Genomic DNA, 14,072 nt, shown 5'->3' with positions numbered 1-14,072 from the left:
GGCGCGAGGACGAAGCCGCCGTCGCCGCCCGCCTCGCGCGCACGCCGCCACCCCTGCCCGACGGGCTGGCCCGGATCGAGATCGCCAACGACGGCGAACTGGCCGAGGCCGGCGAGCGGTTCCTGGCGGTATTGCTGGGCACATCGGCCGGCAACGGCGCCGCAACCCCTTAAAAACCCTTCTGGCGATGTCGCGCGGGGGCATCGAGCCTCACTTGCCGTACGCCTGGTACTGCCTGCGACCGAAGGAAGTTCGGTTTATTGCCTTTCACGACGTTTCGCGCGCCTTGCCAGAACCGCTGCGCTGGGTTTTGTGAGCGGCTCTTAGGGCGGATCGACCTTCAAACGTGGGACCGAAGGCACCGGCGTTCGCCCGCCCTGACGCCGCGTCGTGGATCGGCCCCGGCGAAGTCGCACCGGCCAACCGAAGCGCTGTCCGCCGCGTCGCGCTTCCTGCCTCCATCCGCCTCACGAAGCGACGCCCGCCACGCCCACGGACCGATGCACCCCGGCCCCGAACCACCGCAGGTAAAGCCCCGCCGTCAGCACCAGCAACGCTGCGGCCACGGCAAACGGAGCGCGGTGGTCGAGGTACTGGTAGGCCGCGCCACCCACCAGCGGTCCCACCGCGGTGGCCGCGTTGGCCACGGTGGCGTACAGCCCGAACACCGTGCCACCCCGCGCGCCGCAGATCCCCGCCACCAGCTTGCGCTCCGCAGGCACCGCCAGCGCCAGGCCGCAGGCTTCCGCCACCCACAGCGCAATCAGCCAGCTCAGGTGCGTCATCCACGGCATCAGCAGCATGGCCACGGCCATCAGGCCCAGCCCGGCCACCAGCGGCCCGGTGCTGCCGACGCGATCCACCAGCCGGCCGGCGTAGGCCGGCAGGATGCTCAGCACCAGCGCGGCCGGCACGTAGGCGGCAGCGATGGTCGAGGACGGCGCGCCGAAACGCTCGCTCAGGAACAACACCAGTACCGGCAGCACCATGCCGCCGGCGAGCGCGGTCAGCAACGCCAGGAGCAGCAGGCGATACAGGCACCGACGATCCGGTACCGGCAATGGCATGGCGGCGTGGGGATCGGGCGGCGTGCGCGGCACCATCCGCCAGGCGGCCAGCGCCGCCACCACCGCCCCCACGGCGAAGGCGGCCATGATGAACGACCAGCTACGCTCCAGGCTGAACATCCCCACCGCGTTGAACGCGGGTATGGCGCCAATCAGCGCGCCACGCGCGCTGGCGGATTCCAGGCGTCCCATCCCCTCGCCCACGTGCCGGTCCCGCCCCGCCACCAGTGCCAGCGCGGCGGTCCACACCAGGCTGTTGGCCACGGCGGCCACCACCGCCGACAGGTACAACATCGATACCTCCCGCGAGGCGGCGTAGCTCCAGAACGCCAGGCCCTGCAACACACAGCCCAGCACCAGGAACAGGCGCTTGTCGCCCCGATCCATCCACCAACCCACCGCCGGGCGGCACAGCAACTGGGTCATGCTGGCCAGGGTGAAGCAGATGCCCACCTGCACCGCGCTCGCCCCCAGCGCATGGGCGTACAGCGGCAGCGCAAAGCTCATCACGCCATTGGGCAGGCAGGCGAGCATCATGGCCAGGAACGGCCCCTTGCCCGGTTTCGACACTTCCATCGCGATCTCCTCGGTGACGCGGCGTCTTCTACGCCTCATGGGGCCATGCTAGGAAGCGGGCCGGATGTCGGCCGAGGGTTGCGACCAAACGCGCAAATGCGGGATCAAGGTGCCATGGAGGGCGACGAAACGTCGGCCCGCGCGGTTGCCGCCATCCAGACAGCCCGGTATGTTGGACGGCCCGCGACGGCGCCCCTTGCCGGAACCGCGACGTCGGGTTTCATTGGCCGCTCTGGATCAGCGAGGACAACCATGCCTACGGAACGACAGAAAATGATCGCGGGCGAGCCCTACGACGCGCTCGACCCCGCGCTGGTCGAGGCCAGGGTTCGGGCGCGAAGCCTTTGCCGGGCGCTGGGCACGCTCGACCCGGTGGCCGATGCCGCCGAATACCGCCGCCTGCTCGACACCTTGTTCCAGGCGCCGACCGACGCCTTCGTCACGCCGCCATTCTTCTGCGAATACGGCGACAACACCACGCTGGGCGAGAACGTCTATTTCAACACCCAGTGCGTGATCATCGACGTGGCGCCGGTATCGATCGGCCACGGTACGCTGATCGGCCCGGCGGTACAGATCTACACCGCCACGCACCCGACCGACCTTGCCGGTCGCCGTCGGGGCATCGAATCCGGCAAGCCGGTGGTCATCGGCGCCGAGGTCTGGCTGGGCGGCGCGGTGGTGATCTGCCCCGGCGTCACCATCGGCGACGGCTCGGTGATCGGCGCCGGCAGCGTGGTCACCCGCGACGTGCCGCCGGGCGTGCTGGCGGCCGGCAACCCCTGCCGGGTGATCCGCGTGCTGCACGACGGCGAGGCGCCGGCCCAGGCCGCCTTGCTGCGCTGAGCATCGCCCGGCAGCGGTTCGCGATCCGCTCGCGCCCCGCAGTCCGGAAAGCGCTCAGGCCGGCACGCTGCGCGTCGCCTCTGCCGCAATCGCCAGATAGTGCTCCAGCGACGGCGTGGCCTTGCCCGGCACCTTGGCCAGATCGTCCCACTGGCGCAACCGCACCGCATCGGCGGCATAGGGCCGCGCGATGAACTCGGCGGCCGCGCTCTGGGTCATGGTGCCGCCTTGCAGATCGAGGCTGCGCTGCGAGGCGAACGACAACATGCCGCGATAGCCGGGCTGCGCCGCGCACAGGTAGCGCTTGGCATCGACGTGCAGGCGGATCGGCTCCAGCACATCGTCGCCGAACAGAGGGCGCAGGAACGGCAGCGCCAGGAACTGGTGCACGTCGTCCACGCCTTCGGCGGCGGGGTCGTCGCCCATTTCATGGACCAGGTGGCCCAGGTCGTGCAACAGCGCGGCGGTGATCAGCGCGGGGCTGGCGCCGGCCTTTTCGGCCAGTTCGGCGCATTGCAGCGCATGCTCGCGCTGCGACACGCCCTCGGCGCCATAGTATTCCTCGCCCCGCCGGGTGATCAGGCGGTGGATGTCGGCAAGGCTCAGCGCCATGGCGTGCTCCCGTGGTCCCGTTTCATACCAGCCCCTTGCGGATGCGCGCCGATACCAGGTCGATCAGCGAGACGTTGATGACGATCATGATCATCACCGCGCAGGTTTCCGCGTACTGGAAGCCCCGGATGATCTCGTACAGCACCACGCCAATGCCGCCCGCGCCCACCATGCCGACCACCGAGGCCGAGCGGACGTTCGATTCGAAACGGTATAGCGAATAGGAAATCCACAGCGGCAATACCTGCGGGATCACGCCGTAGATCACCTCTTCCAGTGGCGACGCGCCAGTGGAGCGGATGCCTTCCACCGGGCGCGGGTCGATGGCCTCGACCGCCTCGGAAAACAGCTTGGCGAGAATGCCGGTGGTGTGGACCCACAGCGCCAGCACGCCGGCGAACGGCCCCAGGCCCACCGCCACGATGAACAGCATGGCGAACACCATCTCGTTGATGGCGCGGCAGGCGTCCATGACACGGCGCACCGGCTGGTAGACCCAGGCCGGCACGATGTTGGCCGATGACAGGATGCCCAGCGGCACCGCGCAGATCACCGCCAGCACCGTGCCCCACAGGGCGATCTGCAAGGTGACGATCATTTCGCTCAGGTAGATGCGCCAGTCGCGAAAACTGGGCGGAAAAAAGTCGCCGGCGAACTGCGCCATGTTGCCGGAGTCGCGGAACAGATCCAGCGGGCGCATGTCGGCGCCGCGCCAGGCCCAGGCGAGCAACATGAAGAAAAGCACCCAGCCGACGATGCTCCAGGTGCTGCGCGTGGGCGGCGGCACCGGGCTGGCGGGGATGGCGATATCGGTCATGATCGGGATTCCATGATGGAGCAGGTGCCGGCGGCAGGCCGCCGGCACCTCCAGCGCGACGACCCTGGCGGGGCCGTGGCGCTTACTTGTCGGTGGCGGCCAGTTGGCGGTTCAGATCGGCCAGCTTGGCGTTCACATCGTCCAGTTGGGTTTTCTTTTCGGTGGCGGACAAGGTGGTGTCGTCCTCGATCTTGTTCTTCACCCGAGCCAGCTCGAGCTGGCGGGTGGGCAGCAACTGGGCGTCGCTGGATGCGCGGAAGCTGCCGGTGTTGTAGATCGCCTTGAGGATGGCCTTTTCACGCTCGTTCTTGCCGTAGCCCACGATGAAGGCGCGCACGCGGCTCTTCAGCTCGTCCGGCATATCCTTGCGCCAGACCAGCGGGTCCTTCGGGATCAGCGGCGAGCGCCACAGTACGCGGATCTGCGCATAGCGCTCCGGGAAGGTCTGCTTCAGCTTGTCCAGTTGCTCGGTGTTGTTGGTCGCCACGTCCACCTGGCGATTGAGCACCGCCATGATGTTGGTTTCGTGGTTGGCATTGCGCACCGTGCTGAAGTGGGTCTTGGGGTTGATGTCGTTCTGGGTAAAGAGGTAATAGCCCGGCACCAGGAAGCCCGAGGTCGATTGCGGATCGCCCATGCCCAGCGTGTACTTGCCCTTGTTCTTCAACACCTGGTCCATCGAAGTGATGCCGCTGTCCTTGTGGGTGATCAGCAGCGACCAGTAGCCGGGGGCACCGTCGGCATCCACCTGCTGGGCGAACACTTCGCCGCCAGCGCGATCGACCGCTTCGATGGCCGATTTGTTGCCGAACCAGCCAAGCTGCACCTTGTTGAAACGCATGCCTTCGATCACGCCGGCGTAGTCCGGGGCGAAGAACGCATTCACCTTGATGCCGAGCTGCTTGCTCATGTCATCGACCAGCGGTTGCCACATCTGGCGCAGGGCGCCGGTGGATTCGGTGGCGATGATGCCGAAGTTGAGTTCCTTGGGCATGTCGGCGGCGTGGAGCGGCAGCACGGTAGCGGCCAGCGCGACCGTGGTGAGGAAACGACGGAACATGGGTACGACTCCTGAGGCGGGTGGGGTGGTGTTATTCGAGGGCGAATGCGGGTTGCGGCGCGACCTGGGGTTCCGGCGCGCCGTGGGCGATCAGTTCGGTGGCCAGCGGGCCGTAGATATCGCGCAGCAGCGTGGGCGTCAGTCGCGCGGGTGTGCCGTCATAGACGACGCGGCCCTGGTGCAGCGCCACCACCCGCTGGCAGTAGCGCATGGCGATGTCCACCTGGTGCAGCGACACGATCACCGTGGTGCCCAGCTCGCGATTGATGCGCGCCAGGGTTTCCATCACCTTGCGCGCCGCGGCGGGGTCGAGCGAGGCGATCGGTTCGTCCGCCAGGATCAGGCGCGCCTCCTGCACCAGCGTGCGGGCGATGGCGGCACGCTGCTGCTGGCCACCGGACAAGGTGGACGCGCGCTGGCCGGCGTATTTGTCGATGCCGACCTGGGCCAGCGCGGCCATGCAGCACTGGCGTTCCTCGCGGGTGAACCACTTGAACATCGAACGCCACAGCGGCACACGGTGCAGCATGCCGGTGAGCACGTTGGTGGTCAGCGGCAGGCGCCCGACCAGGTTGAACTGCTGGAACACGAAGCCGATCTGGCAGCGCAACGCGCGCACATTGCGCGCCAGCTTGCCGTTCTGCTGGATCACCTGATCGTGCACCTTGACGCTGCCGGCGCCGGGGTCGGCGCAGACAAAGCCGGCGATATGGCGCAGCAAGGTGGATTTGCCCGAGCCGGAGGCGCCGAGCAGCACCACCATCTCGCCCTCCTCCACGCGCAGGTTCACCTCGTCCAGCGCCTTGTGCCCGGGGGTGAAGCACTTGCTGAGATGCCGGATTTCCAAAGCCGTGGCCATCGCCCGCTCCTGAATGACAATGGCGCGGATTCTGTGCGCGGTAGATGAAAGCGAGATGTCTATACAATGAACAACAGATGACGATGGCAAGAAGGCGGCCCCGGTCATCACCGTTCGGCGGCCGGCATGTAAGCATCGCACCCGGCGTCGGCGCGCGCGGAGCATCATCGTCAGGAATGGCGGGCGGAAGCGAATGGTTCGATCCCCGCGCGCCAGCTTATCCGGGGACGGGCATGAGTATTTCCACCTTCGGCATCGGTCTGGCCGGCATGCAGACCTACCAGCGGGCGCTGGACGTTTCGGCGGCGCGCGTCGCCTCCGCCGGCCTGCGCGACGATACCGAGGGCCTGACGCGCGGCCTGGTCGGCACCACCGAGGCCAAGGACAACTTCCAGGCCGCCGCCAAGGTGGTCAAGGCGGCCGACGGCATGATCGGCACGCTGCTCGACACGCTGGCCTGAGCACCCCTCGTCGCGCCTCGGGTGAATCCGGTAATGCGCGCGGCACCGGAATCGCCCATGCTGCAACTTCCTCTTTTCGGATGCGCAGCATGAACGACGTTCTCTCCTCCAGAATTGCCATCGTCACCGGTGCCTCGCGGGGCATCGGCGCCGCCATCGCCGAGCGCCTGGCGCGGGACGGCTTTGCCGTGGTGGTCAACTACGCCGCCAGCGCCAGCGACGCCGAACAACTGGTGGCGCGGATCGAAGCCGACGGCGGCCGTGCCATCGCCGTGCGCGCCGACATCGCCGATCCGGCCGCGATGCGCGCCTTGTTCGATGCGACCGAGCAGCGGCTGGGCAAGGTGGACGTGCTGGTGAACAACGCCGGCGTGATGCAGGTGGCGCCCATCGCCGAGGCCAGTGACGAGGTCTACCAGCGCACCTTCGACGTGAATGTGCGCGGCACCTTCAACGGCCTGCGCGAAGCCGCGACGCGGCTGAACCACGGTGGGCGCATCGTCAACTTTTCCACCACCGCGCTGGCGCTGAAACTGCCGGGCTACGCGATCTACAACGCGTCCAAGGCGGCGGTGGAGGCGATGACGCAGGTATTCGCCAAGGAACTGCGCGGGCGCGACATCACGGTGAACGCGGTGGCGCCGGGCCCGGTGGCGACCGAGTTGTTCCTGCAAGGCAAGACCGAAGAGCAGATCGAGCACTTCGCCAAAATGCCGCCGCTGCAACGGCTGGGCCAGCCGGACGACATCGCGTCGGTGGTGTCCTTCCTGGTCGGGCCGCACGCGGGCTGGGTGAACGGGCAGGTGTTGCGGGCCAATGGGGGACTGGCTTAGCGCGCCGGTTTGAATTGATCACCGTCAGGTGCCGCGCCGCCGCGCCTTGGGGAAATCGCAGGCTTTGCAAAATGCCCAGGAGCAGCAAGCCCCCGGCAAAGCCGGGCGCACAGCAGGTCAGGTATGCAGACATCGGCGCTACTTGTTTGATTCCACTCCCCCCGCCCTCGCCGCCGCGAGGGAGCGTCGCTGCGCTCCGGGGTTGGCGCATTCATCGTCCGATGCCGCCCGTGATGGCAAGCCCGCCACCAAGATGGGCACTCGTCATGGAGGAATGCCAGGAACGGTACTTCCTGATTGATTCCACTCCCCCCGCCCTCGCCGCCGCGAGGGAGCGTCGCTGCGCTCCGGGGTTGGCGCATTCATCGTCCGATGCCGCCCGTGATGGCAAGCCCGCCACCAAGATGGGCACTCGTCATGGAGGAATGCCAGGAACGGTACTTCCTGATTGATTCCACTCCCCCCGCCCTCGCCGCCGCGAGGGAGCGTCGCTGCGCTCCGGGGTTGGCGCATTCATCGTCCGATGCCGCCCGTGATGGCAAGCCGCCACCAAGATGGGCACTCGTCATGGAGGAATGCCAGCAACGGTGCTTCCTGATTGATTCCACTCCCCGCCCTCGCCGCCGCGAGGGAGCTTCGCTGCGCTCTGGGGGGGCTTTCGTGGTCCGTTGAATCGGGACGGCGCGCGCCCGGTTTCCGCCAGCGGTTCGCCCTTTGTCTCAAACGAGGTTGCGCGGTTCGCCTTTGAGGAAGGCGTCGATGTTCTCGGTCAACTGGGCCGCGAGCCGCTGCATGGTCTGCTGGCTGGCCCAGGCCACGTGCGGGGTGACGATCAGGTGGGGCAATGACACGTCCAGCAGCGGGTTGCCCCGGCGCGGCGGTTCTTCGTGCAGCACATCCAGCCCGGCGCCGCCCAGTCGGCCGGCTTGCAGCGCGGCCAGTAGTGCCGCTTCGTCGATCAGCCCACCGCGCGCGGTGTTGATCAGCAGGGCGCCGGGTTTCATCCGCGCCAGCGCAGCGGCGTCGATCAGGTGGCGGGTGTCGTCGGTCAGCGGGCAGTGCAGGCTGACGATATCGGCGCTGGCCAGCGCGGTATCGAAATCCAGGTAACCCTCGCGCACCTGCGCCGCGCCGCGCCGCTCGACGAAGAACACGTTCATGCCAAAGGCGCGCGCCAGGTGCGCGGTCGCCTGGCCCAGCGCGCCGGCGCCGATCAGGCACAGCCGCCGTCCGGCCAGGTCGTGCATGGTGGCGCCGAAATGACAGAAGCCGGGCGCGCGCTGCCAGGCGCCGTCGAGCACGTCGGCGCGATAGGCGGGCAACTGGCGCGATAACGCCAGCATCAGCAACAGCGTGTGCTCGGCCACGCCGTGGATGGCGTAGTCGCGGATATTGCACACCGCCACGCCGCGCGCGCGGCAGGCCTCCAGATCGACGATGTTGTAGCCGGTGGCGGCCACGGCCACCAGCTTGAGCAATGGCGCGGCGGCCAGCACTTCGGCGGTGATCGGTACCTTGTTGGTGATCGCCACCGTGGCGGCGCCCAGCCGCTCCGCAGCCTGCGCAACGCTGCTGGCCGGGTATTCGATCCACTGGTGCGGCGTGCCCGGGCGGTGGACGAGTACCGGCAGGGTGTCGCGGTCGAGAAAGACGATCTGGGGCTGGGACATGGCGATTTCCGGATGGGATCAAGCGGTGACGAACCGCGCGGCGAAGGTCTGGATCGCTTCGGTCAGCGCCTGGGCGGCGGCATTCTGCCGCGTGGCGTAGTGCCAGAACAACGCCACCGGTAGCGGCGGCACGCCCAGCGCCACCAGGGTGCCGTCGGCCAGTTGCGGCGCGGCCTGCGCGCGCGGCACCACGGCGTAGGCGACCCCGGCGCACGCGGCGGCGTACAACGCGCTGGAATCGGGAATGGCGTGGCAGGGATAGGCGCCTTCTTCCAGCCCGTGCGCTTCGCGCAGCCAGCGCCGGTGCAGGCTCTGCTTGCGGCCGTAAACGGCGGCTGGCGCGTGGGTCAGCGTCTCGCGCGTGACGCCGGTGGCGAAGAAATGCCCAGCGAAGGCCGGCGTGGCGACGAACAGGTAGGCCAGCGCCCCCAGCGACGCCACTTCGCACCCGGCCACGGCCTGCGCCTGGGTGCTGATGCAGCCACTGACTTCGCCTGCCTTGAGCAGATCGAGCGTATACGATTCGTCGTCCACCACGCATTCGAGCAGGATGCGGTGCCCCCGCAGCACCGGTGCCAGCGCCGGGATCAGGCCGATGGCCAGGCTGTCGGCATTCACCCCGACGCTCAACGAGTTCCAGCCCGCGCCCTCACCCTCCACCCGCCGCGCAAGGTCGTTTTCCAGTTCGCGCACCTGTTTGACGTGCGCCAGCAGGCGTTCGCCCGCCGGGGTGGGGCGAACCGGGATGTCACGCACCAGCAGCACCGCGCCGATGCGTTCCTCCAGCAAGCGGATGCGCTGCGAAACAGCCGACTGCGTCAGGTGCATGCGCTTGGCGGCAGCATCGAAGCTACCGGCGCGCGCAACCATTTCAAGGGCTTCGAGCAATTTGTAGTCGAGCATGGATCGGTGGGCAGGCTCAAGGTGGAACGCCATAAGCCGGGCTGATGGCGGATTAGAAAACATCGTTTTACCACGCCAGGGCGCTCTGCTTGAATACGTGCCAGTCCATCCTGAGGAAGCATTCCGACATGAAGCCCGTCAACGGCCCGCAACTGGTGGCGCTGGCCCGCCAGCACGGCACCCCGGCCTGGGTGTACGACGCCGCGGTGATCCGCGCCCGGATTGCGCAACTGCGCCAGTTCGACACCATCCGTTTTGCCCAGAAAGCATGTTCCAACATCCATATCCTCACGCTGATGCGCGAAGCCGGCGTGAAGGTGGATTCGGTATCGCTGGGCGAGATCGAGCGCGCGCTGGCGGCGGGTTACGACGCGAAGGATGCCGACAGCGGCATCGTGTTCACCGCCGACCTGCTGGACCACGCCACGCTGGCGCGGGTGGTGGCGCTGGATATCCCCGTCAACGCGGGCAGCCCGCAGATGCTGGAGCAACTGGGGCAGGCGCATCCGGGCCACCGCGTGTGGCTGCGCATCAACCCCGGCTTCGGCCATGGCCATAGCCAGAAGACCAACACCGGCGGCGAGCAGAGCAAGCACGGCATCTGGTACGCGCATCTGGACGAAGCCTATGCGCTGATCGAGCGCTACGGGCTGGAGCTGGTGGGCCTGCACATGCATATCGGCTCCGGCGTCGATTACGGCCACCTGGCCGAAGTGTGCGATGCGATGGTGGCGCAGGTGAAGGCCAGCGGCCGCGATCTGCGCGCCATCTCGGCCGGCGGCGGGCTGTCGATTCCGTATCGCGCCGACGGCGAGCGCATCGACACCGATCACTATTTCAGCCTGTGGGACAACGCCCGCAAGGAGATCGAGGCACACCTGGGCCACCCGGTGCACCTGGAAATCGAACCGGGCCGTTTCCTGGTGGCGGAGTCGGGCAAGCTGGTGGCCGAAGTGCGCGCGCTGAAGGATGTGGGCAACAACCACTTCGTGCTGTGCGACGCCGGCTTCAACGACCTGATGCGCCCGGCCATGTACGGCAGCCACCACGAGGTGACGCTGCTGACCGCCGATGGCGCGGTCAAGGACGGCCCGACCCGGCCGACGGTGCTGGCCGGCCCGCTGTGCGAATCGGGCGACGTGTTCACCCAGGAGGAAGGCGGCGTGGTCGCGCCGCGCGAGCTGCCTGCCGCCGAGGTGGGCGACTTCGTGGTGTTCCACGACGGCGGCGCCTATGGCGCCAGCATGTCCAGCAACTACAACACCCGCCCGCTGATCCCGGAAATCCTGCTCGACGGCGATCAGGCCCGCCTGATCCGGCGGCGGCAGACGGTGGCGGAACTGCTGGCGCTGGAAGCGGTATAGCGCGGCAGTACGGGTACCAATGAAAAACGCCGTTTCCCTCAACAGGAAACGGCGTTTTTCTTGCAGCCCCCGGCACGCTCATCGAGCGCAGCGAGGCTCCCTCGCGGCGGCGAGGGCGGGCGAGTGGAAGCGATCAGGAAGTGCCGGTACTGGCATTCCTAGCCGATGAGCGCCCGGCTTTGCCGGGGGCCAGATTCAGCATCCCCTCAACCCATTGCTGCCAGTACCGCAAGGCACGGTCAAAGAGCCGCCACCACCGCATCGCCCATCGCCGAGCAGCTCACCTTTTCGGTGCCGGCTTCGTAGATGTCGGCGGTGCGCAGGCCCTGGGCCAGCACGGCCTTCACCGCGTTTTCCACGCGGGTGGCGGTCTCTTCGGCGTTGAAGCTGTAGCGCAGCATCATCGCGACCGACAGGATCGTGGCAAGCGGGTTGGCCAGGTCCTTGCCGGCGATGTCCGGCGCGGAACCGTGGCTCGGCTCGTACAGACCCTTGTTGTTGGCGTCCAGCGAGGCCGACGGCAGCATGCCGATGGAGCCGGTCAGCATCGAGGCTTCGTCCGACAGGATGTCGCCGAAGATGTTGCCGGTCACCATCACGTCGAATTGCTTGGGGTTGCGCACCAGTTGCATGGCGGCATTGTCGACGTACATGTGGCTGAGTTCGACGTCCGGGTAATCGCGAGCGACGTCGATCATGATTTCCTTCCAGAACTCGGTCGTTTCCAGCACGTTGGCCTTGTCCACCGAGCACAGCTTCTTGTTGCGCTTTCGCGCGGCCTGGAACGCCACGTGGCCGATGCGGCGAATCTCGGATTCGCTGTACAGCATGGTGTTGAAGCCTTCGCGTTCGCCTGCTTCGTTGATGCGCACGCCACGCGGCTGGCCGAAGTAGATGTCGCCGGTCAGCTCGCGCACGATCAGGATGTCCAGGCCACTGACGACCTCGGGCTTGAGCGTGGAGGCATTGGCCAGTTCCGGGTAGAGGATGGCCGGGCGCAGGTTGGCGAACAGGTTCAGGTCCTTGCGGATGGCCAGCAGGCCGCGCTCGGGGCGCAGCGGGCGATCCAGCTTGTCGTACTGCGGGCCGCCCACGGCGCCCAGCAGCACGGCATCGGCAGCGCGCGCCAGCTTTTGCGTCACTTCGGGGTACGGCGCGCCATGGGCGTCGTAGCCGGCGCCGCCCAGCGGGGCTTCTTCCAGCTCGATCTTCAGGCCGTCCGATTGCAGCGTGGCCAGCACTTTCTTCGCTTGCGCAACGATTTCGGGACCGATGCCATCACCAGGGAGAACGAGAATCTTCATCTTCTTGAGTCCAAATAAAAACCCAAACCCCGGCTGGGGTTTGGGTCGGGTTTCAACCGCGTGGGATCAGTGCGAAACCTTGTACTGCACATCGCAGTCGGTCATCACGATGACGCGCGGGTGGGTTTGCAGCAGCGATGCCGGCACCTGGGTGGTGATCGGGCCGTTCAGGGTGCGGTCGAGGATCTCGGCCTTTTCCTGGCCCTTGACCACCAGCAGGATCATCTTGGCCTGCATGATGGTGCCCATGCCCATGGTCACGGCGTGGGTCGGCACTTCTTCCAGGGTGTTGAAGAAGCGCTTGTTGGCTTCGCGGGTGTCTTCCTTCAGCGTGACCTTGTAGGTGAAACGCGACAGCTCGGTATCCGGCTCGTTGAAGCCGATGTGGCCGTTGTGGCCGATACCCAGCAGTTGCAGGTCCACCGGGCCTTGCTGGTACAGCATTTCGTCGTAGCGACGGCATTCGGCATCGACGTCCGGCGCGTTGCCGTTGGGCACGTGGGTGTTCTCGGGCTTGATGTCGATGTGATCGAACAGGTTGCGCTGCATGAAGGCGCGGTAGCTTTCCGGGTGCGTCACCGGCAGGCCCACGTATTCGTCCAGGTTGAAGGTGCGCGCCTCCTTGAAGCTGATCAGACCCTGCTGGTAAGTCTTGACGATTTCCTTGTACAACCCCACCGGCGTACCACCGGTGGCCATGCCGAGCACGGCATTGGTCTTGGAACGGACAACGGAGATGATCAGGTCAGCGGCGGCACGGTCGAGATCGGCCTGGTTCTTGAATTTATGCAGGATCATGAGGTTCTCTACGCTTTTCAGGCTGGTAAGTGAAATTAACCCTATAAGTATAAATCGCATCCGGCAAGGCCTGTTGACCTTGCCCAAGGATGACGGCGTTTCAAGCCCGCGAAATCAGACGAAAAGCCAGGGCTGGCGTTGCTGGTGCGCTGCTTCGAACGCGCGAATCTCGTCGGCGTGCGCCAGCGTCAGGCCGATTTCATCCAGCCCGTTGAGCAGGCAGTGCTTGCGGTGGGCGGTGATCTCGAACGGGAACGACTGACCCGAAGGTGTGGTGACCGTCTGCGCCTGAAGATCGATACTCAGGCGATAACCTTCGCTTTGCGCGGCTTCGCTGAACAACTGGTCCACGACCTCGGCCGGCTGCACGATGGGCAGCAGGCCGTTCTTGAAGCAGTTGTTGAAGAAGATATCTGCAAAACTCGGCGCGATCAACGCACGAAAACCGTAATCCTCGATCGCCCAGGGCGCATGTTCGCGGCTGGAACCGCAGCCGAAGTTCTCGCGCGCCAGCAGCACTTCGGCGCCACGGAAACGCGGAAAGTTGAGCACGAAATCCGGGTTGGTCGGGCGGACACTGTTGTCCATGCCCGGCTCGCCGTGATCGAGATAGCGCCACTCGTCGAACAGGTTGGGGCCGAACCCCGAGCGCTTGATCGACTTGAGGAACTGCTTGGGAATGATGGCGTCGGTATCGACATTGGCCCGGTCGAGCGGGCAGACGAGGCCGTTGATCTGGGTAAATGGTTTCATGGCTATTTCTGCGCCGCGCCTTCGATCTTGTCGCCCAGCTTCTGGACGTCCTTGCCGAACCCATGCACGGTGTTACAGGCAGACAATGACCCCAGGGCGGCGATGGTCACGAGGACCAACAGGATCGATTTCATCAGCGACTCTCCTTG

At 66.6% G+C, this 14,072-nt stretch carries 15 protein-coding genes; 4 read left to right on the top strand and 11 right to left on the bottom strand.

Features of this window, described 5'->3' with window-relative positions; translation table 11 throughout:
• Nucleotides 1-467 precede the first annotated feature (467 nt).
• A complete protein-coding gene (locus FAZ21_RS18235) occupies nucleotides 468-1,682 on the bottom strand; it encodes an MFS transporter (protein ID WP_136774861.1) in 1,215 nt (404 codons plus the stop codon).
• A 213-nt stretch (nucleotides 1,683-1,895) separates the two neighbouring features.
• Here FAZ21_RS18235 and FAZ21_RS21145 point away from each other — a divergent pair, with 213 nt between their 5' ends.
• On the top strand, nucleotides 1,896-2,489 hold the full coding sequence (locus FAZ21_RS21145; protein ID WP_136774860.1) for a sugar O-acetyltransferase: 594 nt from the start codon (nucleotides 1,896-1,898) through the stop codon (nucleotides 2,487-2,489).
• Between the two features lie 54 nt (nucleotides 2,490-2,543).
• On the opposite strand, the gene FAZ21_RS18225 is transcribed toward FAZ21_RS21145, so the two are convergent.
• The 4 genes from FAZ21_RS18225 to phnC form a co-directional block, all read right to left on the bottom strand.
• Nucleotides 2,544-3,101, bottom strand: a complete 558-nt coding sequence (locus FAZ21_RS18225) for a phosphonate degradation HD-domain oxygenase (protein ID WP_136774859.1) — start codon at nucleotides 3,099-3,101, stop codon at nucleotides 2,544-2,546.
• A gap of 22 nt (nucleotides 3,102-3,123) precedes the next feature.
• Nucleotides 3,124-3,918: a phosphonate ABC transporter, permease protein PhnE gene (phnE, locus tag FAZ21_RS18220; protein WP_136774858.1), complete on the bottom strand. Its 795-nt coding sequence runs from the start codon at nucleotides 3,916-3,918 to the stop codon at nucleotides 3,124-3,126.
• A gap of 82 nt (nucleotides 3,919-4,000) precedes the next feature.
• Nucleotides 4,001-4,978 carry a phosphonate ABC transporter substrate-binding protein gene (phnD, locus tag FAZ21_RS18215; RefSeq protein WP_136774857.1) on the bottom strand — a complete coding sequence of 326 codons (978 nt, stop codon included), beginning with the start codon at nucleotides 4,976-4,978 and terminating at the stop codon, nucleotides 4,001-4,003.
• A 31-nt stretch (nucleotides 4,979-5,009) separates the two neighbouring features.
• Nucleotides 5,010-5,837, bottom strand: a complete 828-nt coding sequence (phnC, locus tag FAZ21_RS18210) for a phosphonate ABC transporter ATP-binding protein (protein ID WP_136774856.1) — start codon at nucleotides 5,835-5,837, stop codon at nucleotides 5,010-5,012.
• Nucleotides 5,838-6,070: 233 nt separating this feature from the next.
• Here phnC and FAZ21_RS18205 point away from each other — a divergent pair, with 233 nt between their 5' ends.
• The gene (locus FAZ21_RS18205; protein WP_136774855.1) at nucleotides 6,071-6,298 is read left to right on the top strand and encodes a hypothetical protein; all 228 of its coding nucleotides are present in this window, start codon (nucleotides 6,071-6,073) and stop codon (nucleotides 6,296-6,298) included.
• 89 nt (nucleotides 6,299-6,387) lie between these two features.
• Entirely contained in the window at nucleotides 6,388-7,131 is a 744-nt protein-coding gene (locus FAZ21_RS18200) for an SDR family oxidoreductase (RefSeq protein ID WP_136774854.1), read from the top strand.
• A 719-nt stretch (nucleotides 7,132-7,850) separates the two neighbouring features.
• Here FAZ21_RS18200 and FAZ21_RS18195 read toward each other — a convergent pair.
• Both FAZ21_RS18195 and FAZ21_RS18190 read right to left on the bottom strand, forming a co-directional pair.
• On the bottom strand, nucleotides 7,851-8,801 hold the full coding sequence (locus tag FAZ21_RS18195) for a D-2-hydroxyacid dehydrogenase (RefSeq protein WP_136774853.1): 951 nt from the start codon (nucleotides 8,799-8,801) through the stop codon (nucleotides 7,851-7,853).
• 18 nt (nucleotides 8,802-8,819) lie between these two features.
• The gene (locus FAZ21_RS18190; RefSeq protein ID WP_169307487.1) at nucleotides 8,820-9,704 is read right to left on the bottom strand and encodes a LysR family transcriptional regulator ArgP; all 885 of its coding nucleotides are present in this window, start codon (nucleotides 9,702-9,704) and stop codon (nucleotides 8,820-8,822) included.
• Nucleotides 9,705-9,832: 128 nt separating this feature from the next.
• Between FAZ21_RS18190 and lysA the strand changes: the two genes are divergently transcribed.
• The gene (gene lysA, locus FAZ21_RS18185; protein ID WP_136774851.1) at nucleotides 9,833-11,068 is read left to right on the top strand and encodes a diaminopimelate decarboxylase; all 1,236 of its coding nucleotides are present in this window, start codon (nucleotides 9,833-9,835) and stop codon (nucleotides 11,066-11,068) included.
• Between the two features lie 239 nt (nucleotides 11,069-11,307).
• Here the strand turns inward: lysA and leuB are convergent, their stop codons facing one another.
• From leuB to FAZ21_RS18165, 4 genes are all read right to left on the bottom strand, one after another.
• Complete coding sequence (gene leuB / locus FAZ21_RS18180; protein WP_136774850.1) at nucleotides 11,308-12,372, bottom strand: 3-isopropylmalate dehydrogenase; 1,065 nt, start codon at nucleotides 12,370-12,372, stop codon at nucleotides 11,308-11,310.
• A gap of 66 nt (nucleotides 12,373-12,438) precedes the next feature.
• Nucleotides 12,439-13,170 carry a glucosamine-6-phosphate deaminase gene (nagB, locus tag FAZ21_RS18175; protein ID WP_136774849.1) on the bottom strand — a complete coding sequence of 244 codons (732 nt, stop codon included), beginning with the start codon at nucleotides 13,168-13,170 and terminating at the stop codon, nucleotides 12,439-12,441.
• A 114-nt stretch (nucleotides 13,171-13,284) separates the two neighbouring features.
• Entirely contained in the window at nucleotides 13,285-13,923 is a 639-nt protein-coding gene (gene leuD, locus FAZ21_RS18170; RefSeq protein ID WP_136774848.1) for a 3-isopropylmalate dehydratase small subunit, read from the bottom strand.
• Nucleotides 13,924-13,925: 2 nt separating this feature from the next.
• Nucleotides 13,926-14,057, bottom strand: a complete 132-nt coding sequence (locus FAZ21_RS18165; RefSeq protein ID WP_211243521.1) for an entericidin A/B family lipoprotein — start codon at nucleotides 14,055-14,057, stop codon at nucleotides 13,926-13,928.
• Between the last annotated feature and the right edge of the window lie 15 nt (nucleotides 14,058-14,072).

The organism is Chitiniphilus eburneus (assembly GCF_005048205.1).
Lineage (GTDB): Bacteria > Pseudomonadota > Gammaproteobacteria > Burkholderiales > Chitinibacteraceae > Chitiniphilus > Chitiniphilus eburneus.
The sequence above is the reverse complement of the archived record's forward strand: the minus strand, read 5'-3'. Positions and strand labels throughout refer to the sequence as shown.